Source organism: Aurantimonas endophytica, assembly GCF_014196845.1.
GTDB lineage: Bacteria > Pseudomonadota > Alphaproteobacteria > Rhizobiales > Rhizobiaceae > Aurantimonas > Aurantimonas endophytica.
In genome coordinates this window covers 860483-883730 of the sequence record NZ_JACIEM010000001.1, presented here as the reverse complement: position 1 = coordinate 883730, position 23248 = coordinate 860483, and the positions used below count along the sequence as shown (strand labels likewise).

The following is a 23248-nucleotide window of genomic DNA, read 5'->3' as shown; positions in this document are numbered from 1 at the left end:
GCCACGCGCCGGGATGCGGTTGCCGCCATTCGGCATTGAGGGAGACGGACATGCTTCAGGCGGTGCTGAAGGCGAGAAAGGCCGGGGCCGGCGAGACGGTCGGCGGCACGCAATGTCCGTCGCGGCGTCGGCCGATCGATCTCGTCCACCTGGCGCGCCAGACCTGCGGCGACCGCGCGCTCGAAGCCGACGTGCTGGGCATGCTGAGCCGCCAGCTCGACACGCTGCTGCGGCGCCTCGACGGCGCACGCGAAGAGGACAGGCGGCAGATCGCTCACGCGCTCAAGGGGACGGCCCGCAACGTCGGAGCGTTTCGCCTGGCCGACTGCGCCGAGCGCTACGAGACCGCGCTGCGTGACCCGGCGGCGCTGGCGCAGCTGCGCCGTGAGGCCGAGGCAGCGGCAAGCTTCGCCCGCTCGCTGATCGACTGAGGGTGGGCGAAAGCCCTCGGGGTGGTCCGCAAGAGTTGACTTCGCAACCCGGCAGACTCTAACAGACCCGCAGTCTGCCGCCTTCGGCGACGGGCCGGTGCGCTGACGGCTCCGGCCGGCCGGGCGCCCGACCGACCCCGTCCCGTCTTTTCCCGCAACGGGAGGGCGACGTCGCCGCCCGCAATCATCGAACGAGAGACCAGCGCTCATGGCCAAGCTCACCTTCGTCACCCATGACGGACAACGCTACGACATCGACGCCCCCATCGGGACGACCGCGATGGAGAACGCCATCCGCAACGACGTACCGGGCATTGAGGCGGAGTGCGGCGGGGCATGTGCCTGCGCGACCTGTCACGTCTATGTCGACGAAGCATGGACGGCCAAGACCGGCGAGCCGGAGGCGATGGAAGAGGACATGCTCGACTTCGCCTACGAAATGCAGCCGAATTCGCGGCTCTCCTGCCAGATCAAGATCCGCGAGGATCTCGACGGGCTGGTGCTGCGGGTCCCCGAGCGCCAGGCCTGATCGCCGGCAACCGACCGGCTTATCGTCTCAAGCGATCGCAGTGCGCGCCAGCTACCGGCCGTATTCCTGCATGGTGCGGTTGAGCGCGCGGCGCAGCCGGAAATTCACCTCGCGTCCCTCGATCGTGTCGAACTCGATCTGGGCGCGCTCGTGCGAGGCGAGATAGCGCTGGGTGACGTTGTTCACCTGAGCCTCCATCGCGGCGCAGTTGGGCTGGGCCCGCAAGTTGCGGATCGCCATTTCCATGCGCTTCAGCCATTCGCGGGCAATCTCGGCGTGGCGGTTCTCGTGGCGGCGGATGTCTTCCTCGAGCGTCCTCCACACCAGGATCGTTTCCGGCGCCACTCGCTTCGGCGGCGTCCACCGCGGCAGCGTCATGTTGAGCGTCAGGCCGAGATTGGTCTGGTCGACCTGGCAGCCGCCGGAAACCCGCTTGTACGTCACCTGTCCGTCGAACTTGACCTCGGTCGCGCCGGGATGGCGAAGGCCGGTCTCGGCGACATAGGGACCGCTTCGGCTGAGATCACGGTCAAGTTCCTCGAGCGTCGAACCCTTCACGGCGAAATAGGTCGTGCGCTGGGTGACGGTCGCCGCCTGGACCAGCCCAGCGTGGGCAAGCGCCACGCCCAGCGCCAGGACGCCGATCAGCGGCATGCCCATTTTCGTCCGCATTTCTGGTGGTCCTCCGCCGGAGACGAGGCTGCTCATACCTGCATTCCGCAGGCTAACCCATCGCCGCCGCAACACAAGCCGCCTCGCGCGCAATTGCGCGCCGCGCAGCGGCACGTTACCGACGACGCAGGAAGATACCAGCTGGCAGGAGCGTCCATGGACGTCATCGAACCAAGGGGCGGCATCTGGCAGGTCGGCCATGGCCGCAGCGTCGAGCTCGGCGAATCCGCCTGCATCATGGGCATCCTCAATGCGACGCCGGACAGCTTCTCCGACGGCGGACGCTACGCGAGCGTCGAAGCCGCCGTGGCGGAATCGCTGAAGATGGTCGCCGAGGGCGCCACCATCGTCGACATCGGCGGGGAATCGACGCGGCCGGGGGCAACCCCAGTCGACGCGGCGGAGGAGCAGCGCCGGATCTTGCCGGTGATCGAGGAACTGGCGCGCCGCTCGGACTGCCTGATCTCGGTGGACACCTATCGCTCGGGGACGGCAAGGCTCGCAGTCGAAGCCGGGGCCCATATCGTCAACGACGTCTGGGGCGCGCAGAAGGACCCGGCGATCGCGCGCGTTGCGGCGGAGACCGGTTCGGGTCTCTGCATGATGCATACGGGTCGCGAGCGCGAGACGCTTCCCGACGTCATCGAGGACCAGTTCCTGTTCCTGCGCCACTCGCTGGAGATCGCCCGCGCGGCGGGTGTTCCAGATGCCGCCATCGTGCTGGACGCCGGATTCGGCTTTGCCAAGGATGGGCCGGAGAACATGATCCTGATGGCGCGTTTTGCAGAGCTGATGCGCCTCGGCTTCCCGCTGCTCGTCGGCACCTCGCGCAAGCGCTTCGTGCGCGGCGCGATCGGCCGCGAGGATCCCGAGCCGGACATCGCCTCGGCGGCGACCTCGGTACTGCTGCGCGAGCGCGGGGCGGACATCTTCAGGGTGCACAACGTGCCGGCCAATCGCGACGCGCTGATGATCGCCGATGCCATGCGGCGCGCGCTCCAGGGCGAGCGCTGGTGACGGTCGCCGCCTGTCTGGGGCTTGGCGGCAATATCGGCGATCCGCAGGCGACGATGGCGGCGGCGCTCCGCCTTATCGATGGTCGAGCCGATTGCGATGTCGTTTCGGCGTCGCGGCTCTACCGTACGCCGCCTTGGGGCAAGACCGACCAGCCCTGGTTCTTCAATGCGTGCGCGACGGTCGCGACGACGCTGTCGCCGCGCGACCTGCTGGAGCTGTGTCTTGAGACCGAGCGCAGCTTCAAGCGCGAGCGCCGCGAGCGCTGGGGGCCGCGAACGCTCGATCTCGACGTTCTCGATTACGGAGAACGGCCCTACGAGGACGATGCGCTGATCCTGCCGCATCCTCGGGTGACGGACCGCGCCTTCGTGCTGATCCCGTTGGCCGAGATCGCGCCGACCCTGCGGATCGCTGGCCGCACGGTCACCGAGTGGGCCGCCGCCGCCGATCCGGAGGGTATCGAGCCGGCGAGTGTTGACGGCGAATGGTGGCGGGAGCCGGGCATGCCCGGCTGACGGATCCTCAGTCGGCGAGGGCGCTCTGGCGGACGGCGCCGGTGCGCTTGAGGTTCATGCCGATGACCGGCACGAGGTCGGAAGCGACGCGGACCGAGACGGTGATCGCCATCGTGTCCTGGTCGGCGAGGCGCGCGATCATCGCGCCCTTCAACTGCTTGCGGTCGAGGCCGACGACGATCCGATCTGCACCGACGTCGCCCGAGACGATGTCGAGGCCCTTGCCCTTGGCACCGTCCTGGAAGGCACCGGTGTAGCCCTTGCCGCCGCGCACGACTTCCGCCCGCATCGGCTGGGAGAACAGCCCGACCCGGCAGGAGCCGTCGAGCGCCATGCCGACGCTCTTGGCATGCTGGGTGCCCGCGAAGTCGCAGATGAACTTGGTCCCCTTGTACTTGCCGGCGACGATCTCGCCCGGGCCGGACCACTGGCCGACGACCTGGCGGAAGAAGGTCTCGTCGTTCTCGGCGAAGGCCGGCGTGGAGAGGCCGGTAGAGGCGGCGATCGCGAGAGCGAGACCGGCCTTGAGAATGCGGGACATGGGCGGACCTTCCTGACGGGCGCAAGCGGTTGTTTCACCAATCTTTATCGCTCGTAAGGGTTAAGAGAGCCTTGCCAAGGGGTTCACAAATCGTTCGGACCGGCCTCCGCCGGACGTCGACGAGCGGCGGAGCCGCCGCCGATCGAGACAAGTTCGGAGAGGATGTCGCCGATGCGCGGACGCCGGGTCCGCAGGAATGGAAGCGGCCGACACAGATCCATGGCGGCGAGGCCGACCCGCGCGGTCAGGAGGCCGTTGACCACGCCTTCGCCCATCCTTGCCGAGAGTTTCGCGGCAACGCCGTGGCCGAGAAGCTGCTGCATGACGCCGTCGCCGATGGCGATCGACCCGGTGACTGCGAGATGCGCCAGAACGTCGCGGGTCAGGCGGATCAGGCCGAGCGTTCCGGGCCGCGCGCCGTAAAGCTCCGACATCCGCCGGATCAGCTTGACGGTCTCGAAGAGCACGTAGGCGACATCGACCAGTGCCTTCGGGCTGACAGCGGTGACCACCGAGACTCGCTTGGCGGAGGCCAGGACCAGCGTCCGAGCCGCGGCATCGAGCGGACCGAGCAATTCGCGCTCGGCGAGCGCGATGAGGTCGGCGCCGTCGATCACCTCGTCGTCGAGCGCGGCAAGGCGCGCCCGGCCATGCGCCGTCTCCGGTCGTCCCGACAGCAGAGCTGACAGCGAGCGCACCACGGTCCGCGCGTCGTTCGCCGAGTTCGCCTCGTAGGCGGCAAGGCCGTCGCGGCGCTCGCGGTCGACCGCCGACAGGCGCATCAGGCCGATGGCCTCGCGCGCGGCGAGGCCGACGGCGCCGACTACCAGCAGCACCGTGACACCGACCGCGAGCCAGCCGAGCCAGTCATAGCGCGCGAAGAGGTCGCGGATCAGCGCATCGATCGCCAGCGCGACGCCGAGCGACACCAGCACACCCAGGGCGGCGATGAAGAGCTTGCCGAAGGAAAAGCGGCGCCGTCGCCTTGTCGCGGGTGCGGCCTCCAGTGCTTCCAGAGCCTGGCGTTCGATGGCGTCATCGGGCTCCAGCGCGACCCGGGTCAGGTCGTCGATGGCCCGGGGGGCGCGGCGGGGCACAACCCGCTCCTCCACGGGCGGGGTGCGGGCAACGCCGGCTTCGTCGAGGCGATATGCACCGGGACGGCGGGCACGGCGGGAGGCGTCGTCGTTGCTCATGCCAGCCGGTCTCCGAGGAGGAACTGCAGGGCGCGGTCGAGGCGGATGTGGGGGAGCGACAGCGTCAGCCCCTCCGCCGTGCGCTCAAGCCGCGGCGGGCGGAACCGCACGAAGCGGATCCCGTCCGCCGGCTTGCCGGGGTTCGGCAGGAACAGCCGGGCAGGGTCGCTCGGCAGATCGCCGGGGAACACCGCCGTCTCGGTCTCGCCGTCGAACGTGTCCCGGCCGATGGTCTCGCCGGCCGCCGGGGTGCCGACGATCACCGGCAGGCGGTCGTCGCCGTCCATGACGGTCGCCTCGCGGGTCGCTCGAACGGCAGCGAGGGCCAGCACGTCCGTCTCGGCCCCGGAGAATTTCGCCCGTGCGATGGCGTCGTCGAGCAGCCGGCGGACGATCGCCTCGAGCTGCCGGTGGCTGTCGCGGTGCAGGTGGTCCGCCTTGGTCGCCGCGACGAGGATACGGTCGATGCGACGGGTCAGGAAGGAGCCGAGCCAGGTGCTGCGTCCGGGACGGAAGCAGCCGAGAATGTCGGCGAGGGCGGTCTCGAGGTCGCGCACCGCCTCGGGGCCGGCATTGATGGCCTGCATCACGTCGACCAGCAGGATCTGCCGGTCCAGCCGGGCAAAATGCTCGCGGAAGAACGGCTTCACCACGACGGTCTTGTAGGCCTCGTAGCGCCGCGCCAGCAACGCTGCGAGCGAGCCCTTCGGATAGGTCCGGCCCGGCTCGACCGGCAGCGGCGCGAATGTCAGCGCGGGCGAGCCTTCGAGGTCACCCGGCATAAGGAAACGGCCGGGCGGCAAAGTCGACAGGGCGGTCGAGTCGTCGCGGCAAGCCTTGAGATAGTCGGCGAAGGCGGCGCTGAGCGACTGGGCGGTCGGCTCGTCGGCCGGCTGGGCTAGATCCAAGCCGTCGAGCAGCGCGAGGAACTTGCCCGCCATGGCCTTTCGCGACGGCAAGCGCGCACGTTCGAGCGCCTCGGCGGAGAAGCGTGCGAAGTCCTTCTCCAGAAGCGGCAGATCCAGAAGCCACTCGCCGGGATAGTCGACGATGTCGAGCGACAGCCGGCCGCCGGAGAACATGCGCGACCAGCCGGAAGCCGATTCGTACTCGATGGTCAGGCGCAGCTCGGAGATCGCCCGCGTGGATTTCGGCCAGGCGCGGTCTTCCAGGATGGTGCGGATATGCTCCTCGTACTGGAAGCGCGGCACCGCGTCGTCCGGCTGCTCCTCCAGATAGCTGCGCATGATGCGGCCGCTGGCCTGTGCCTCGAACAGCGACAGGCGCCCGCCATGCAGCAGATTGTGGACGAGGGCGGTGATGTAGACGGTCTTGCCGGCCCGCGACAGGCCGGCGACGCCGAGCCGGAGGTTCGGGTGGAAGAGGCCGGTCGTGCGGTCGGCGAAATTGTCGAGGACGAGCCGCGCCTCGTCGGCAAGGGAGGTCATGAACGCGCGGGTTTCCTCTGCTCTGGCTGCGAGGTCGATATAGGGGGCCCGTGCCGACCCCGAAAGGCCGGAGCTTCAGCCTTCGCCGAGATCGGCGGGCACCAGCAGTTGCCGGAGAGTGCCGGCGCCCGGGGTAATGTCGGCAAGGGGGGTGGAAAACTCGACGATTGCCAGGCCGCAGGTGGGAAAGCCGGCCGCGAGCGTCTCGAGCGCCTTTGCCTCGCCGTCACCGGCCAGCGAGACGGTGAATTCCTCGATCGTCGGATTGTGGCCGACGAGCAGCAGCCCTTCGGCGTCGCCCAGGCGGCGCGCTTCGCCATAATAGGCCTCGACGCCAAGAGCATAGAGCGAGTCGGAAAGGTGCTCCGGCGTCCCGGCCTTCAGCGCCGGACGTACGAGGTCCAGGGTCTCGGTCGCGCGGGTCGCGGTCGAACTCGCCACCGCGTCGATGCGCCAGTCCGCCTTCGCAAGGAATTCCCCAAGCCGAACCGCGTCGTCGCGGCCACGCTCGTCGAGCGGGCGCTGGTGATCGCGCTGGCCCGGAAGGGCCCACGAGGAATGCGCGTGGCGCAGGATGAACAGGCGGCTTGGCGGGGCGGCAGACATAGACGTTCGAGTATGCCGAATCCGCCGCCGCGGCAATCGGGGCGGCGCCTCGGCAACAATCACTGCGCGAGGCGCAAGGGAGGCACCAGCGCCGGTGGATATGGTTGCGCCTTCGTCGCGCGTCATCCGCCTGTCATGCTTGGCGGCGGATAAGCGCGCGGAAAGGCGAACGAATTCCGCGCGTTAGTTTTTTTGAGTCACTTTCAGGTTGTCGCGGGTCAAGCAACTTGTTCGGGCGTTGAAGCGTCGTTATAAGCCCGGGCTGCGGAACGGAGGTGCCCAATGAGCGAGACACTCAAGATGGATGCGACCCTGTCGGAAGACGGCCCGTTCATGAATGATCGCCAGAAGGAGTACTTTCGCCGAAAGCTGCTCGCCTGGAAGGCCGAGATCCTGCGCGAATCACGCGAGACCCTCGAAGCCCTCGCCAACGAGAACAGCAGTCAGGCGGATGCAGCGGACCGGGCCTCTTCGGAGACCGACCGGTCGATCGAGTTGCGGGCGCGCGATCGCCAGCGCAAGCTGATCTCCAAGATCGACGCGGCGCTGGAGCGGATCGAGGACGGAACCTACGGCTTCTGCGAAGAGACCGGCGAGCCGATCAGCCTGAAACGCCTGGATGCAAGGCCGATCGCCACCATGTCGCTTGAGGCGCAGGAGCGCCACGAGCGACGCGAAAAAGTCTACCGGGACGAATAGGCCGACCCATACGCGGCGCCGCGACCGAACGTCCGTCGGCGAAACCCCAGTATTGCCGGGCTTTGCCTAACGAGGCCGGCGACCGACATCCTCGTCCCGCCCTCTTTTGCTGATGCCTCGTCGAGGCACGCCGCCGAACCGGCGGCCGGCCACATCGTTCGCTGATCGGGCCGCGGGCCGCCATATCCGCCCGACCCGCGTCAGCCGCGGTCGCGGCGGTCGCTTTCACCGAAGCTGAAGTCGCCCAGCAGGCGTTCCATCTCCTCCTCCAGCGTCAACTTGCGTGCCGGCGTTGCGGCCTCGCCGGTCGCGGGGGAATGCCGCTTATCGCGATTCGTATTGGGACCGATTTCCGCAACTGCCCCGGGCGCCGCCGTCGCCGGCCGATGCGCCGGTTCCACGAGAGGTGGCGCCAAAGCCGGCCCTGCCTCGTCTTGGGGTTCTGAGATCGCCTTTTCGGCTGCAACGGGCGGGGCTTCGTCGCGTGACAACTCCGAATCGAGCTCGGCCGACAGGAAGTCTTCGAGACTGGGTTCCGGCATGGACGCGCCGGCTGGCTCGTCACGCGTCGCTGCGGATGGGACCGGCGCGACCGGTGGTGCGGAAGCTGCGATCGGCGCATCCGCGACCGGTGGTTTCGCGGGCACGGCCGGCGCTTGCGGCTCGAGAGGCGCGCCACGGTTCTGGATGGCCGTGGCGAAGCTGCGCACGGAAAGCGGGCGCCTCTCGGGTGACGCTTCTGCCGGCTTGTCCGGCGTCACGGCAGATGCGGCGGCCGCTGGCGCGCGGGGCAAAACCGGCGAGGCGGAGCGGCTCAGGCGCTCGCGCAGCTCTGCACGTTGCCGCGACATTTCCGGTGTGGGTTGCGGATCCGGCATCGCCAGCGATGGCTCGATCCGGCCGGCGCCCTCAGGCGATACGTTGGGTGACGGCTGCGGCGCGGCGGCTTCTTCGCGCGGTGCAGCAACCGGCAGTGTCGGCGTCGCCATCGATCGGGGCTGCACCGGTGGAACGGGCGGACGCGGCGGAAGTCGGACCGCCTCGGGTTCCGGCCGTCGCGAATCGGGCAGCGGCGCCGGGTCGCGTCTTGGGGCCGCCGGACGGGTCGGCGCGACGACGGGAGCGGGTGCCGGCGTGACGACAGGGCTTGGCGCTGCCTCGGCGCGCGGGTCACTGCCCGGCTCATCCCCGCTCTGCGCTCCGTGCCGCGGCTCGTGTCGGGCGGGGGCGGGCGGGGGCGCAACATGCGGTCGGGCCTGGCGCTCGTCGCCGTTGGACGGGCCATCCCAGCGGCGCGCTGCCGGTGCGTCGCCAGGCTCCGGCAGCCGGTCGAGCTGCGGCTCGGTGCGCGAGCGCGAGGCGGGCACGCGGAGGATGTTTCCCTCCAGCAGGATGTCGGTCTGGCCCCCGACGAGCACCAGATGCTCCACCTCGTCACGTCGCACCAGAACCAGACGGCGCTTCTCGTCGATTCGCGCCACGTCCATGACCGCCAGCCGGGGCGCCCGGGTCTTGAACCCGCCGCCGCCGATACCGCCGAAGGCCTTTCTGGCCAGCAGGATCACCACGATCGCCAGAAGGCACACGACGAGGGCGACGATTGCCACCCAGACGATCGGGGCGAGGCTCTCCCCGACGATATCGACAAGCCATTGGGGCATGGGCTGCAGCTCCTGCGGGGCGGGAGGGACCGGCCACTGCCGAAAAAGCGCGGCCGGGCCGAGTTGAACGAAGAGGCCCTAACTCAAGCATAGGACCAGCTTGGCTGTTCATAGTGCGTCATTGATCGCGCGCGAAGGCGAAAGCGGGCTTTTTCGCGATTGCAGGCCAAAGAAAAACCGTTCAAGCGACATCTCGCCTCGGTCTGGCTTTTGATTCAGTATCGCACGCGCTCAACATGGCGCATGCAGGCGAGGGGCAGAATGAACGGAGTGGCGATGGGAACGGTCGAGAAACCTTTGATCGACCGGGCCGCGGCGGCCTCCGGCGTGCGCCGTCTGCTGGTGCTGGGCGGCGGGCTCATCCTGCTCGCGGCGGTGCTGGCGCTGTTCGGCCATGCCTATGGGGCGATCGCGCTGGTAATCATCTTTGGCGCGCTGGCGATCGCGGGCATTGCCGCGATCTTCGCCACCGCGCTCGGCTTCGTGCAGTTCACCGGCCGAATCGCCGAGGGCGCGATCGCCAAGGATTTCCTGGACACCGCGCGGACCGGCACGCTGATCGTCGATCGCAAGGGCCGGATCATCTATGCCAACCGCGCCTATGGCGAGGCGACGGGCGCGACGACCGCCGCCTCCGTTAAGACGCTCGAGCGTCTCCTGGCCCGCGAGCCCGAGGCCTCCGAGGCGATCTACGCGCTGGCCAATCTGGCGCGGGAAAACCGTGCTGGTCACCGCGAGTTCCGGCTGCCGCGCAGCCTGTCAGGGAGCGAAGCCGCCCCGGCGGCCCATTGGTACCGAGCCTCCGTCCGGCCGCTGGCGACGTCGAGCGGCATGCTGCAGGCCTGGCAGATCCTCGACATCACCGCCGACCGCAAGCACGAGGAAAGCTCGTTCCAGGACCTGCAGCACGCGATCGACTATCTCGACAAGGCGCCGGCCGGCTTCTTCGCTGCGGACGCCGATTACCGGATCGCCTATCTCAATGCCACGCTGGCCGGCTGGCTCGACGTCGACCTGAGCGAGTTCAAGCCGTTCAGCCGTTCGATCCTCGAGTTCGTCCCGGAAGTATCGCACGCGCTGCTGTCACCACGCGCGAACGCCAGCGATCCCGACGTGCCGACGGTCATCGATCTCGACCTTGTGACGGAGCGCGGCCAGAGCCTGCCCGTCCGGCTGCTTCGGCGCAGCGCCGAGGGCGATGCGGCCGCGCCGGGCATCGTGCGCACCTTGGTGCTCAACCGCGGCGGCGACAACGAAGCACCGGGTTCGCTGGAGGTCGTGGAGGCGCGGTTCACGCGTTTCTTCAATTCCTCGCCGATGGCGATCGCCGCGCTCGACGAGCACGGGCGGGTGGTGCGGGCCAACGCGGTCTTCGGCCAGCTTTTCGGCCAGGAGGCAGCGGCCGGCGGAGCGGAAATCGAACGCAGCCTGCGCGAGGGCGGTCGCGAGGGGCTGCGCCAGGCGCTGGCCGCGGCGACGACCGGGCGGGCCGGCATACCGGCGATCGACGCCGAGATCGAGGGCGAACCACCGCGCTCCGTCCGGCTCTATATCAGCGCCGTTCCCAAGGCGGGTGGCGATACCGACGAAGCCGCGATCCTCTACGGCGTCGACATCACCGAACAGCGCGTGCTGGAGGACCAGTACGCCAAAAGCCAGAAGATGCAGGCGATCGGCAATCTCGCCGGCGGCATCGCGCACGACTTCAACAACGTCCTGACCATCATCACTGCGTCTGTCGACTTCCTGCTGCTCAACCATCGCACCGGTGACCCGTCCTTCCAGGATCTCCTGCTGATCAAGCAGAGCGCCAACCGGGCGGCGTCGCTGGTCCGCCAGCTGCTGGCCTATTCTCGCCGCCAGACGATGCGGCCGAAGATGCTGAGCCTCACCGACGTGATCGCCGACATGCATCTGCTGCTGAAGCGGGTCAGCGGCGACAACACCAAGCTGGAGCGCCATCACGAGCGGGATCTCTGGCCGGTCATGGCGGATATCGGCCAGTTCGAGCAGGTGATCACCAATCTCGTGCAGAACGCCCGCGACGCGATGCCAGGCGGCGGCAAGATCACCATCTCGACGCGCAACGTGCCGGCCGACGAGGCCCGTCGCTTCGGTTATGGCGAGTTAACCGAGGGCGACTACGTGCTGGTCGAAGTTGCCGACACCGGGACCGGCATGCCGGCGGAAGTCGCCGAGCGGATCTTCGAGCCCTTCTTCACCACCAAGGAGATCGGCAAGGGCACCGGGCTTGGCCTCTCGATGGTCTACGGCATCGTCAAGCAGTCCGGCGGCTTCATCTTCGTGGAATCCACGCAGGGCGAAGGGACAGCCTTCCGTATCTTCTTGCCGCGGCACATTCCGGTCCAGGTGGCCGCCATCAAGAGCGACGCCGGGTCCGTGGCCGTCAGCAATGCCAAGATGGATCTCTCCGGCACCGCCTCGATCCTCCTCGTCGAGGACGAGGATCACGTGCGCGCCGGCAACGTCCGGGCCCTCAAGATGCGCGGCTACGAGGTGCACGAGGCGGCGTCGGGTATCGAGGCGCTGGAGGTGATGGAAGAGCTCGAGGGGCGCATCGACCTCGTCGTCTCCGACGTGGTGATGCCGGAGATGGACGGGCCGACGCTGCTGCGCGAGATGCGCCAGAAGCGCCCGGACCTGAAGTTCATCTTCGTCTCGGGCTATGCCGAGGACGCGTTCGCGAAGAACCTGCCGGAGGGTGAGAAGTTCGGCTTCCTCGCCAAGCCGTTCTCGCTGCGCGACCTTGCCGTCTCGGTGAAGACGATGCTCGACGAGTAACGCCGGTCGCGCCTCTGGCTCAGCCGCCTGCGCGCATCGCGACGGCGATCCGGGCGGCGAGGCGGGCGTTGTTTTCCACCAGGGCGATGTTGGCCGTCAGCGAACGTCCGTCGCTGAGTTCGAACATGCGCCGCAGCAGGAACGGCGTGACTTCCTTGCCGACAACGCCCCGGGCTTCGGCGTCGGCCAGCGCGGCGTCGATCCAGCCGTCCACCGTCGCCTGCGGCAGGGCATCCGCCTCGGGGACGGGATTGGCGATCAGCATCCCACCGCCGATGCCGAGCGATTGGCGGGCTGCCTGGAACGCAGCGATCGCCTCGGGCGAATCGAGCCGCAGCGGCGCCGGGATGCCGGAGCCGCGCGACCAGAAGGCCGGCAGTTCGTCCGCGCCGTGGCAGACGACGGGAACACCCTTCGTCTCAAGGACTTCGTAGGTCTTCTTCAGATCAAGAATCGCCTTTGCGCCGGCGCACACGACCAGCACCGGCGTCCGCGCCAGTTCCTCGAGATCGGCCGAGATGTCGAAGCTCGTCTCGGCGCCGCGATGCACGCCGCCGATCCCGCCGGTCGCGAAGACATGGATGCCGGCAAGGGCGGCGGCGATCATCGTTGCCGCGACGGTGGTCGCACCGGTGCGGCCGAAGGCGACGGCATAGGCCAGGTCGGCCCGGGACAGCTTCATGGCGTCACGCGCTGTCGCAAGCCCCTCCAATTCGGATGCCTCGAGCCCGACGCGAAGACGGCCGTCAAGCACGGCTATGGTCGCGGGGACGGCGCCCTCCTCGCGGATGATCGCTTCGACCCGCCGCGCCATGGCGAGATTCTGCGGGTAGGGCATGCCGTGCGTGACGATGGTGGATTCCAGCGCCACCAATGGCTGCCCGTCCTCGATGGCAGCGGCCACTTCGTCGGACAGGCCGAATGGGGAGGCGGGTACCATCAGAATATCCTTTCCTGCGAACGCGGGGCCGGCATGCCGGCCACGCATTCATCGATCAGCCGGGCCATGCCGGGCGGCGGGAATGTCTCCGTCGCAACGCGCAGCGATGACGCGGCGACGCCGCGGCGGACGCAGTCGAGCCACGGGCGTCTGGCCCAGAGGCCGACAAGGGCAACCGCCGCCAACGTGTCGCCCGCACCGGTGACATCGCGTGCCACGACCACCGGCGGCTGCTGGAAGAGCACGGTGTCCCCCTCGATGATCGCCACGTCGCGCGGCCCGTCGGTGATCACGGCGCGGCTCACACCGATCTCGGCGAGGAGTTCGGCGAGGAGAAGCGGGCTCGTCATGGGCGTTGCCTCGACCAGGCTGGCGGCTTCGGCACGGGAGAGGAAAACCGCCGTCAGCGCCGGCAGGATGGCGGTGAGGCGGGTCACCTTGGCCGGAGAGACGCCGATCGCGACGATGGGCCGCTGGCCAGCTGCCGCGGCCAGCGCCGCGAGCGCGGCCGGCGGCAGATTGGCATCGACCAGCACCGCGTCCGACCGCGCCAGCGCCTTGCGGACGTGGACGCGCGTGAAGATGCGGGGCACCAGCCTGTCATAGAGGGCCATGTCGGCGATGCCGGCGACCAGTTCGCCGCGATCGTCCAGCACGGCGGTATAGTTCGGTGTCCGCCGGTCCAGCCACGTCACGCTCACATCGTCGAACCCTTCCTCCGACAGCGCCCGGGCGACGCGCTGGCCGTCCGCGTCGCCGCCCCGCGCCCCATGGAACGCCACCTTGCAACCAAGCCCGTGCAAGGCCACCGCCGCGTTGAAGGCGGCACCCCCCGGCAGGTCGACGAGATGTCCGGGATTGGACGCGCCGGCAACAAACGGCACATCCGACCGGGCACGCCTATCGATGTGGGCGGCGCCGGCGACGAAGACGTTCGGGCACGGGGTGAGGGAGAGGTTCATCGATCCTTAAGCATTGGTAGCAGCGGCGGCCGATTCGTCGTACCTCGCGAATACGGAACAAAGCATGACAATCGACTTGCCGAATGAGAACAAACGCGGTACAAATTCGTCCAAGCCGTCATTGCACCCCGATCCAACGCGTGAAATAAGGTCCCGTCTCCATGGCACAGAACTCACTCCGTCTCGTCGAGGAAATTTCGTTGGACAAGACCAAGGCTCTGGACGCCGCGCTTTCGCAGATCGAGCGGGCGTTCGGCAAGGGCTCGATCATGCGGTTGGGCGAGAACGAGAAGATCGTCGAGATCGAGACGGTCTCCACCGGCTCGATCGGCCTCGATATCGCGCTCGGCGTCGGCGGCCTGCCGAAAGGCCGCATCGTCGAGATCTACGGCCCGGAAAGCTCGGGCAAGACGACGCTGGCGCTGCACACGATCGCGGAAGCGCAGAAGAAGGGCGGCATCTGCGCCTTCGTCGACGCTGAACACGCACTCGATCCTGTCTATGCCCGCAAACTCGGCGTGGATTTGGAGAATCTCCTGATCTCGCAGCCGGACACCGGCGAACAGGCGCTGGAGATCACCGACACTCTGGTTCGCTCCGGCGCCATCGACGTCCTGGTCATCGATTCGGTGGCGGCGCTGACGCCGCGGGCCGAGATCGAGGGCGAGATGGGCGACTCGCTGCCCGGCATGCAGGCGCGGCTGATGAGCCAGGCGCTGCGCAAGCTCACTGGCTCGATCTCGCGCTCGAAATGCATGGTGATCTTCATCAACCAGATCCGCATGAAGATCGGCGTGATGTTCGGTTCGCCCGAGACCACGACGGGCGGTAATGCGCTGAAGTTCTATGCCTCGGTGCGCCTCGACATCCGCCGGATCGGCGCGATCAAGGATCGCGACGAGGTCACCGGCAACCAGACCAAGGTCAAGGTCGTCAAGAACAAGCTGGCGCCGCCGTTCAAGCAGGTCGAATTCGACATCATGTACGGCGAGGGTGTCTCGAAGACCGGCGAGCTCATCGATCTGGGCGTGAAGTCCGGCATCGTCGAGAAGTCCGGCGCCTGGTTCTCCTACAACAGCCAGCGGCTCGGCCAGGGACGCGAGAACTCCAAGGCGTTCCTGCGCGACAATCCGGCGGTCGCCAACGAGATCGAGCTGTCGATCCGGCAGAATGCCGGGCTGATCGCCGAGCAGCTGCTCGTCGATACCGGCGATGGGGACGGCGCGGCGGCAGACGATTGATGCTTTGATCCCGCCGGGGGCCCATGCTCCGGCGGGATGCTCGGCTTCCGCCTGATAGACACCTGTTTGCCGCCTCTGTACAAAGCGCCCTTCGGTCGGCGCGGCCGGCGTCACGTGACGCTGCCCGCCATTGTCCCCGCATGTGCTTCGAAGGTCTTTCATGAGTGGCGTCAACGAGATACGGTCCGCGTTCCTGGACTATTTTGCGCGCGAAGGCCACGAGAAGGTGGCATCCTCGTCGCTGGTGCCGCGCAACGACCCGACATTGATGTTCACCAATGCGGGCATGGTGCAGTTCAAGAACGTCTTCACCGGGCTTGAGAGGCGTGACTACCAGCGCGCCGTCACCTCGCAGAAATGCGTGCGGGCGGGCGGCAAGCACAACGATCTCGACAATGTCGGCTACACCGCCCGACATCACACCTTCTTCGAGATGCTCGGGAATTTTTCGTTCGGGGATTATTTCAAGGAACGGGCGATCGAGCTCGCCTGGAACCTCATCACCCGCGAATACGCGATCCCGGCCGAGCGGCTGCTGGTCACCGTCTATTCGGAGGACGAGGAGGCGGCGGTGCTTTGGCGCAAGATCGCGGGGCTCTCCGACGACCGCATCATCCGGATTTCCACGTCCGACAATTTCTGGTCGATGGGCGAGACCGGTCCCTGCGGTCCGTGCTCGGAGATCTTCTACGACCACGGCGAGGGGATCCCCGGCGGGCCGCCCGGAAGCCCGGACGAGGACGGCGATCGCTTCATCGAGATCTGGAATCTCGTGTTCATGCAGTTCGAGCAGCTGAGTGCGTCGGAGCGGGTCGACCTGCCGCGCCCGTCGATCGACACCGGCATGGGGCTGGAGCGGATCGCGGCGGTGCTGCAGGGCGTCCACGACAATTACGACATCGATCTTTTCCGGGCGCTGATTGCGTCGGTGGAATCGGCCGTCGGCTCGCGGGCCGAGGGTGACGCGGTGGCGAGCCACCGGGTCATCGCCGACCATATCCGCGCGACGGCGTTCCTGATCGCCGATGGCGTGCTGCCGTCCAACGAGGGGCGCGGTTACGTGCTGCGCCGGATCATGCGGCGCGCAATGCGGCACGCCAAGCTGCTTGGCGCGCGCGAGCCGGTGCTGTTCAAGGTCCTGCCGACGCTGGTCGCCGAGATGGGCCGGGCCTATCCGGAACTCGTCCGGGCCGAGGCGCTGATCTCCGAGACTCTGCAGCTGGAGGAAAAGCGCTTCCTGCAGACGCTCGACCGCGGCCTGTCGCTGCTTGCCGATGCCACCGAAGGGATGAACGCCGGCGAGCGGCTTTCCGGCGATACCGCCTTCAAGCTCTACGACACCTATGGCTTCCCGCTCGACCTGACCCAGGATGCGCTGCGGCCGCGCGGGATCACGGTGGATCTCGACGCCTTCGACACCGCCATGGAGCGCCAGAAGGCGGAAGCGCGCGCCAGCTGGGTCGGCTCCGGCGAATCCTCGTCCGACACGATCTGGTTCCCGGTCCGCGACCGTGTCGGCGCGACCGAGTTCCTCGGCTACGACACCGAGCGGGCTGAGGGCGCCGTGCTGGCGCTGGTCGCCGACGGTCGCGAGATCGAGACGGCGGAGGCCGGCACGGACGTCGCGGTCGTCGTCAATCAGACACCGTTCTACGGCGAATCCGGCGGGCAGCTCGGCGACAGCGGCACGATGCGGGGCGAGGGCGCGGAGATCGCCATCACCGACACGCAGAAGGTAGCGAACGGGCTGTTCGTGCACCGTGGCAAGGTCACCAAGGGGCGCGCGCGCGTCGGCATGGCCCTGGACCTCGAGGTGGATCACCGCCGTCGCACCGGCATCCGCGCCAATCACTCGGCTACCCATCTTCTCCACGAGGGGCTGCGCGAAGTGCTCGGCTCGCACGTGGCGCAGAAGGGCTCGCTGGTCGCGCCAGATCGGCTGCGTTTCGACTTCTCGCATCCCAAGCCGCTGTCGGCGTCGGAAATCGGCGAGGTCGAGCGGCTGGCGAACCGGATCATCCTGCAGAATGCGCCGGTCGATACGCGGCTGATGGCCGTCGATGACGCGATCGCCTCCGGCGCGATGGCGCTGTTCGGCGAGAAATACGGCGACGAGGTCCGCGTCGTGTCGATGGGCACGGCCGAAGAGGGTGCCAAGGCGGGCAAGGCCTATTCGATCGAGCTCTGCGGCGGCACGCATGTGCGCGCCACCGGCGATATCGGGCTGGTGCATGTCGTCGGGGAGAGCGCCGTCGGCGCTGGCGTCCGCCGGTTGGAGGCGCTGACCGGCGAGGCAGCGCGGGCCTATCTCAACGAGCAGGACGCGCGGGTGCGCCGCATGGCGGCGGCGCTGAAGGTCTCCCCGGCCGAAGCGGCAGAGCGGGTCGAGGCGCTGGTCGAGGAGCGGCGGCGGCTCGAGCGGGAGCTGGCGGAGGCGAAGAAGCGCCTTGCGATGGCAGGAGAACCTGGTGCCGGCGAGGGGGCTGCGGCGCCGAAGGAGATCGGCGGCGTGGCGTTCCTCGGCCGGGTTCTCGACGGTGTCGCCGGCAAGGACCTCAAGGGGCTCGTCGACGAGGCCAAGGCTCAGATCGGTTCGGGTATCGTTGTCTTCGTCGGCATCGCCGAAGGCAAGGCGTCGGTCGTGGTCGGGGTCACGCCGGATCTGACGTCGCGCTTCGACGCCGTCGCGCTGGTCCGCGAGGCCAGCGCCGCGATCGGCGGCAAGGGCGGGGGCGGGCGTCCCGACATGGCCCAGGCCGGCGGCTCGGAGACGGGTAACGCCGCCGCAGCCGTCGCGGCCGTGGAAGCGGCGCTGGCTGGCGCCTGAGCGAAACGCAAAACGCCGGCCCGAAAGGGCCGGCGCTTTTGTATGTTCAGCCTGCGGACCCTGGTCCGCCTGCCTCACCTTAGGGTCAGTCGTCGATCGGCATCGTCGCGACGGCAGCCGCGTCGAGCGACAGCGTCATGCGGGCACCGTCCATAGCGAAATTCTCGAGGCCGATGACGCGCTCCTCGTCGCCGTAGCCTTCGCCGTCGAAGTCGACGACGAAAGCCGTCGGGGTGTTCGCGTCGGTGCCGACGACTTCCTCGATCTCGCCGATCTCCGTCCCTGCCGCGTCGTAGACGTCCATGTCGTCGAGGTCGTCTACCGTCACGTTGAAGGGCGGGACCATCACGTCGTCGTCGACGTCCACCATCCCGGCTGTCTGGGCGAAGGCGGTGCCGGCGAAAAGCCCGGCCGAGAGCAGGGCGACGTCAAAGGTCTTGGTCGTGAAAGCGGTCATTCGAATTCTCCTTGTTCGGCTAAAGGAAGCCTCCGAGCGCTGAAAAAGTTGCATGATTTTCGTGTTTCGCCTTCTCGCTGACCGACAACCCGACATGAAAACGCCCGGCTGGTGGCCGGGCGCTATCTGCTCAGTCGTCTTCGGCAAAGAGGGTTACGCCATCGCCTTCTGGAGGTTCTCGTCGACCTTGTCGAGGAAGCCGGTGGTCGACAGCCACGGCTGGTCCGGACCGATCAGCAGCGCCAGATCCTTGGTCATGTGGCCGTTCTCGACGGTGGAGATGCAGACGCGCTCCAGCGTGTCGGCGAAGGCCTTCAGCGGCGCGTTGTCGTCGAGCTTGGCGCGATGGGCGAGGCCGCGCGTCCAGGCGAAGATCGACGCGATCGAGTTGGTCGAGGTCTGCTCGCCGCGCTGATGCTGGCGGTAGTGGCGGGTGACCGTGCCGTGTGCGGCCTCGGCTTCGACCGTACGGCCGTCCGGCGTCATCAGCACCGAGGTCATCAGGCCAAGCGAGCCGAAGCCCTGCGCCACGGTGTCGGACTGCACGTCGCCATCGTAGTTCTTGCAGGCCCAGACGTAGCCGCCCGACCATTTCAGATTGGAGGCGACCATGTCGTCGATCAGGCGGTGCTCGTAGATGATCCGGGCTTCCTTGAACTTTTCCTCGAACTCGGTCTCGTACACCTCTTGGAAGATGTCCTTGAAGCGGCCGTCATAGACCTTGAGGATGGTGTTCTTGGTCGACAGGTACACGGGATAGCCGCGCTGCAAGCCGTAGTTCAGCGAGGCCCGGGCGAAGTCGCGGATCGAGTCGTCGAGATTGTACATGGCCATCGCGACGCCGGCGGCGGGCGCGTCGTAGACCTCGTGCTCGATCGTCTCGCCGTCCTCGCCGACGAACTTGATGGTCAGCTTGCCCTTGCCCGGGAAGCGGAAATCGGTGGCGCGGTACTGGTCGCCGAAGGCATGGCGACCGACGATGACAGGCTTGGTCCAGCCCGGGACGAGCCGCGGCACGTTCTTGCAGATGATCGGCTCGCGGAAGATCACGCCGCCGAGGATGTTGCGGATCGTGCCGTTGGGCGAGCGCCACATCTTCTTCAGGCCGAATTCCGCGACGCGGTCCTCGTCCGGGGTGATGGTGGCGCATTTGACGCCGACGCCGTGCTTCTTGATGGCGTTGGCGGCGTCGATCGTCACCTGGTCGCCGGTCTCGTCGCGGTGCTCGACGCCGAGATCGTAATATTCAAGGTCGATGTCCAGATAGGGGTGGATCAGCTTGTCCTTGATGAACTGCCAGATGATGCGGGTCATCTCGTCGCCGTCCAGTTCCACGACCGGATTGTCGACCTTGATCTTTGCCATCGATGTCTTCCCCAGAAACTAAGATGCGGCCATGTGGCCGCTTGACAGCCGGGTGCTGTGTGCCTCCCGACGCTTGCTGCGCCCTATAACATCGGTATCGGTGGAGGCAAAGCAGGAGCGCCCTATCATCGGGGCTGTCGAAGCACCGCCGAAGCGGCTGCGTCCGCCGCCGACCATATCCCAAGGGAGCCCGTCATGCCCGAAACGCTTCGCGTCGAAGCGCCCTGCGGCCCGGTGCGCGGCATCAGGAAGGATGGCGTCGCCCGGTTTCTCGGCATTCCCTATGCGGAGCCGCCGCTCGGCATGGCGCGCTTTGCGAGGCCGAATCCGCGGCGGGTGTTCGATACGGTGCTGATCGCCGATCGATATGGCCCCGCCGCGCCGCAGCGGCGAGCCATGCCGGAGCCGCTCGGGCGTATCGCCGGCACCACGAGCACGTTCGACGAGGATTGTCTCAACCTCCACGTCTGGACGCCGGACCTTGCCGGGAAGCGCCCGGTTCTGGTGTTCATCCACGGTGGCGCATTCATCATCGGCTCCGGAGCGCAGTATCCCGGCGACGATCTGGCGCGGCGCGGTGACATCGTCGTGGTCACGATGAACTACCGGCTTGGGTTCTTCGGCTTCAACGCCTTCGCGGAGATATTCGAGGGCGACGACAGGTTCGCGGCGAATGCCGGCCTGCTCGACCAGCGCCTCGCGCTCCAATGGGTGCGCGACAATATCGCGGCCTTCGGCGGCGACCCCGAGCGCGTCACCATCGCGGGCGAGTCGGCCGGCGCCGCATCGGTGGCCTTCCATCTGGTGTCCGAGGGATCGCGCGATCTGTTTTCCCAGGCGGTCATCCAGTCCGGAAACCTCAACATGTTCCAGCCGCGGCAGCGGGCCGAAGCGGTGCACCGCGAGGCGGTGAAGGCGCTGTTGCCCAACGGCAACCGCGAACGGCTCTTCCGGATGAGCCACAGCACGTTCAGCGCGGCGACGCGGGCACTGGCGGCGAAAAACTCGGGCATCCTGACACGACCGTATTGCGATGGCGTCGAGATGCCCGAAGCCGATCTCACCACGCTGTATGGCGCGATGAAGAAGGTGCCGATGATCGTCGGCACCAACCGCGACGAGTTCTCCTTCTTCAGCGAGTTGCCGGTGTTTCCCTTCGAGACGGAGAAGCCTGCCATGCAGGCCTGGATTGCCAGCATCGCCGATGCCGAGACCGCCGAGCGCATCGCGCGGCTCTACACCGCCGGGCGGGACGGACGGATCGCCTTCGGCACCGACCTCTTGTTCCGCATGGCGGCGATCCACCAGGCGGAAATCCACTGCCGCGATGCGCCGACCTTCATGTATCGGCTCGACTGGGAGACGAAGGGCCTGCTGAGCCGGCTCGGCGCGACTCATTCGGCCGACCTGCCGCTGATCTTCGAGGATTTCCTGAAACCGTTCCGCAGCGTCTATCTCGGCATCCTGCCGGACCCGCGCCGCCAGGCACTGGCCGACCGGATGCGGTCGCACTGGATCGGCTTCGTTCGCGACGGGCGGCCGGGCGCGGACTGGCCCGCCTACGAGGTCGAGCGGCGCGAAACCAAAATCTTCGGCATCAGGGACCGGGTGCTCGCGGATCCGGAAGGCGTCCGGCGCGTCGCCTGGGAAGGGGTGGACGGGTTCGCCCCGTGATCGCCTGCTTGGCGTAATGCGGGAACCGGGTTATCTGCAGCCGAAAAAGGGACCGCGCTTGGCACAGGATCCAGATCATCGCCCCGTCGAGCCGACGGAGACCGCCACGGCGAGAGCCGGACCGGCCGTCGTGCTCGTCGAGCCGCAACTCGGCGAGAATATCGGCATGGTCGCGCGGGCGATGGCGAATTTCGGCCTGATCGACCTGCGCCTCGTCAATCCCCGTGACGGCTGGCCGAGCGAGAAGGCCCGGGCCGCGGCTTCGAGTGCCGACCACGTGATCGACGCCGTGCGACTTTACGACAGCGTCGAGACGGCGGTCGCCGATGTCATGTATCTGCTCGCCACCACGGCGCGCCCTCGCGACAGCTACAAGCCGGTGCGCGGCCCCGAGACCGCGGCGCGCGAGATGCGCGCCCGCTCCGCGGCAGGCCAGAAGGTGGGCATGCTGTTCGGGCGCGAACGCTACGGGCTGTCGAACGCCGAAGTCGGGCTCGCCGACGAGATCGTGACCTTCCCGGTCGATCCGGCCTTTGCCTCGCTCAACATCGCGCAGGCCGTGCTGCTGATGAGCTATTCCTGGCGTGCCGCCGGGGCGGAAGACGCGACGGTCCCGCGCTTTGCGGCGCCTGAGGCGCCCCCTGCGGAAAAGGCCGACCTTTACCGGTTGCTGGACCATCTGGAGACGTCGCTTTCGCGCACCGGCTATTTCCATCCGCCGGAGAAGCGCGACGCGATGGTGCAGAACCTGCGCACGATGCTGACCAAGGCGGGTTTCACGGAACCCGAGGTTCGAACGTTGCGCGGCGTCCTGCGGGCATTCGACTACGAGATGGGCGAGCGGGGACGATCCGGCCGGGAGTCGACCGGTTGAGCGCGCCGATCCTCGTCTTCGACTCAGGCATCGGCGGCCTGACCGTGCTGCGGGAGCTGCGGACCCACATGCCGGACCGGAAGTTCGTCTATGTCGCTGACGACGCCGGTTTCCCGTACGGGGACTGGCAGGAAGACGAATTGCGGGAGCGGATCGTCTCGCTGTTTCGAGATCTGGTGCCGCGCTACGCGCCGCAGCTCGCGGTCATTGCCTGCAACACCGCGTCGACGCTGGTGCTGGAGGATCTGCGGGGCGCGTTCGACATCCCGTTCGTCGGGACGGTGCCGGCTATCAAGCCGGCCGCCGAGCGGACCCGCTCCGGCCTGATCAGCGTGCTCGCGACGCCCGGGACGGTGCGGCGCGACTACACGCGCGACCTGATCGGCCGCTTCGCCGGCCACTGCGCGGTGCGGCTCGTGGGGTCGAGCGAACTCGCCCGGCTGACCGAGCAGTCGATCCTCGGCGGCGAGGCCTCCGACGCCGCGATCGCTGCGGAGATCGCGTCATGCTTCGTCGAGGAGGAAGGACGTCGCACCGACATCGTCGTGCTGGCCTGCACCCACTACCCGCTGATCGCCAACCGGTTTCGGCAGCTGGCGCCGTGGCCGGTGGACTGGCTCGATCCGGCAGAGGCCATCGCGCGTCGCGCCCGTTCGCTGAGCCCGGTGGTGGACGACGAGATGCCGGAGGGGTTCGATCAGGCGCATTTTACCAGCGGCGACGCATCCTATGCGATGCGCCGGCTGATCCGGGGTTTCGGCCTCGAGTTCTGCGACTGACGCCGGTTTCCA

21 protein-coding genes are annotated in these 23248 nt (G+C 67.8%); 11 read left to right on the top strand and 10 right to left on the bottom strand.

Features of this window, described 5'->3' with window-relative positions:
• Positions 1–50 precede the first annotated feature (50 nt).
• Together GGR03_RS04385 and GGR03_RS04380 are read left to right on the top strand one after the other, a co-directional pair.
• Positions 51–431 carry an Hpt domain-containing protein gene (locus tag GGR03_RS04385; RefSeq protein ID WP_183206307.1) on the top strand — a complete coding sequence of 127 codons (381 nt, stop codon included), beginning with the start codon at positions 51–53 and terminating at the stop codon, positions 429–431.
• 208 nt (positions 432–639) lie between these two features.
• On the top strand, positions 640–960 hold the full coding sequence (locus GGR03_RS04380; RefSeq protein ID WP_183206306.1) for a 2Fe-2S iron-sulfur cluster-binding protein: 321 nt from the start codon (positions 640–642) through the stop codon (positions 958–960).
• Positions 961–1011: 51 nt separating this feature from the next.
• Here the strand turns inward: GGR03_RS04380 and GGR03_RS04375 are convergent, their stop codons facing one another.
• Positions 1012–1632 (bottom strand): DUF922 domain-containing Zn-dependent protease, encoded by a 621-nt coding sequence (locus GGR03_RS04375; protein ID WP_183206305.1) that lies wholly within the window; start codon positions 1630–1632, stop codon positions 1012–1014.
• A gap of 156 nt (positions 1633–1788) precedes the next feature.
• Between GGR03_RS04375 and folP the strand changes: the two genes are divergently transcribed.
• Complete coding sequence (gene folP / locus GGR03_RS04370) at positions 1789–2649, top strand: dihydropteroate synthase (RefSeq protein WP_183206304.1); 861 nt, start codon at positions 1789–1791, stop codon at positions 2647–2649.
• Positions 2643–3164 (top strand): 2-amino-4-hydroxy-6-hydroxymethyldihydropteridine diphosphokinase, encoded by a 522-nt coding sequence (gene folK, locus GGR03_RS04365; protein WP_210292035.1) that lies wholly within the window; start codon positions 2643–2645, stop codon positions 3162–3164. The genes folP and folK overlap by 7 nt, the downstream gene beginning before the upstream one ends.
• 7 nt (positions 3165–3171) lie before the next feature.
• Here the strand turns inward: folK and GGR03_RS04360 are convergent, their stop codons facing one another.
• The 4 genes from GGR03_RS04360 to GGR03_RS04345 form a co-directional block, all read right to left on the bottom strand.
• A complete protein-coding gene (locus GGR03_RS04360) occupies positions 3172–3705 on the bottom strand; it encodes a hypothetical protein (RefSeq protein WP_183206302.1) in 534 nt (177 codons plus the stop codon).
• Positions 3706–3788: 83 nt separating this feature from the next.
• Positions 3789–4901, bottom strand: a complete 1113-nt coding sequence (locus tag GGR03_RS04355; protein ID WP_183206301.1) for a YcjF family protein — start codon at positions 4899–4901, stop codon at positions 3789–3791.
• Positions 4898–6349, bottom strand: a complete 1452-nt coding sequence (locus GGR03_RS04350) for a YcjX family GTP-binding protein (RefSeq protein WP_183206300.1) — start codon at positions 6347–6349, stop codon at positions 4898–4900. The genes GGR03_RS04355 and GGR03_RS04350 overlap by 4 nt, the downstream gene beginning before the upstream one ends.
• A 75-nt stretch (positions 6350–6424) precedes the next feature.
• Positions 6425–6955, bottom strand: a complete 531-nt coding sequence (locus GGR03_RS04345; RefSeq protein ID WP_183206299.1) for a SixA phosphatase family protein — start codon at positions 6953–6955, stop codon at positions 6425–6427.
• A gap of 282 nt (positions 6956–7237) precedes the next feature.
• Between GGR03_RS04345 and dksA the strand changes: the two genes are divergently transcribed.
• Positions 7238–7654 (top strand): RNA polymerase-binding protein DksA, encoded by a 417-nt coding sequence (gene dksA / locus GGR03_RS04340; RefSeq protein WP_183206298.1) that lies wholly within the window; start codon positions 7238–7240, stop codon positions 7652–7654.
• Between the two features lie 200 nt (positions 7655–7854).
• Here dksA and GGR03_RS04335 read toward each other — a convergent pair whose 3' ends face one another.
• Positions 7855–9315: a flagellar biosynthetic protein FliO gene (locus tag GGR03_RS04335; protein ID WP_183206297.1), complete on the bottom strand. Its 1461-nt coding sequence runs from the start codon at positions 9313–9315 to the stop codon at positions 7855–7857.
• A gap of 261 nt (positions 9316–9576) precedes the next feature.
• Here GGR03_RS04335 and cckA point away from each other — a divergent pair, with 261 nt between their 5' ends.
• Entirely contained in the window at positions 9577–12117 is a 2541-nt protein-coding gene (cckA, locus tag GGR03_RS04330) for a cell cycle histidine kinase CckA (protein ID WP_183206296.1), read from the top strand.
• Positions 12118–12136: 19 nt separating this feature from the next.
• Here cckA and GGR03_RS04325 read toward each other — a convergent pair whose 3' ends face one another.
• Together GGR03_RS04325 and GGR03_RS04320 are read right to left on the bottom strand one after the other, a co-directional pair.
• Positions 12137–13057, bottom strand: coding sequence for a pseudouridine-5'-phosphate glycosidase (locus tag GGR03_RS04325; RefSeq protein WP_183206295.1), 921 nt, complete (start codon positions 13055–13057; stop codon positions 12137–12139).
• The gene (locus tag GGR03_RS04320; protein WP_183206294.1) at positions 13057–14019 is read right to left on the bottom strand and encodes a PfkB family carbohydrate kinase; all 963 of its coding nucleotides are present in this window, start codon (positions 14017–14019) and stop codon (positions 13057–13059) included. The genes GGR03_RS04325 and GGR03_RS04320 overlap by 1 nt, the downstream gene beginning before the upstream one ends.
• 161 nt (positions 14020–14180) lie before the next feature.
• On the opposite strand from GGR03_RS04320, the gene recA reads away from it, so the two are divergent.
• Both recA and alaS read left to right on the top strand, forming a co-directional pair.
• Positions 14181–15260: a recombinase RecA gene (recA, locus tag GGR03_RS04315; protein WP_183206293.1), complete on the top strand. Its 1080-nt coding sequence runs from the start codon at positions 14181–14183 to the stop codon at positions 15258–15260.
• Positions 15261–15420: 160 nt separating this feature from the next.
• Positions 15421–18087 carry an alanine--tRNA ligase gene (alaS, locus tag GGR03_RS04310; protein ID WP_183206292.1) on the top strand — a complete coding sequence of 889 codons (2667 nt, stop codon included), beginning with the start codon at positions 15421–15423 and terminating at the stop codon, positions 18085–18087.
• 85 nt (positions 18088–18172) lie between these two features.
• Here the strand turns inward: alaS and GGR03_RS04305 are convergent, their stop codons facing one another.
• A complete protein-coding gene (locus GGR03_RS04305; RefSeq protein ID WP_183206291.1) occupies positions 18173–18544 on the bottom strand; it encodes a PRC-barrel domain-containing protein in 372 nt (123 codons plus the stop codon).
• 153 nt (positions 18545–18697) lie between these two features.
• The gene (locus GGR03_RS04300; protein ID WP_183206290.1) at positions 18698–19909 is read right to left on the bottom strand and encodes an NADP-dependent isocitrate dehydrogenase; all 1212 of its coding nucleotides are present in this window, start codon (positions 19907–19909) and stop codon (positions 18698–18700) included.
• 195 nt (positions 19910–20104) lie between these two features.
• On the opposite strand from GGR03_RS04300, the gene GGR03_RS04295 reads away from it, so the two are divergent.
• From GGR03_RS04295 to murI, 3 genes are read left to right on the top strand one after another with little or no spacing between them, the layout of a single operon-like run.
• Positions 20105–21583, top strand: a complete 1479-nt coding sequence (locus tag GGR03_RS04295; RefSeq protein ID WP_183206289.1) for a carboxylesterase/lipase family protein — start codon at positions 20105–20107, stop codon at positions 21581–21583.
• Between the two features lie 58 nt (positions 21584–21641).
• Positions 21642–22457 (top strand): RNA methyltransferase, encoded by an 816-nt coding sequence (locus GGR03_RS04290; RefSeq protein ID WP_246367580.1) that lies wholly within the window; start codon positions 21642–21644, stop codon positions 22455–22457.
• Positions 22454–23236 carry a glutamate racemase gene (gene murI / locus GGR03_RS04285; protein WP_183206287.1) on the top strand — a complete coding sequence of 261 codons (783 nt, stop codon included), beginning with the start codon at positions 22454–22456 and terminating at the stop codon, positions 23234–23236. Before GGR03_RS04290 ends, murI begins: the two co-directional genes overlap by 4 nt.
• Positions 23237–23248 lie beyond the last annotated feature (12 nt).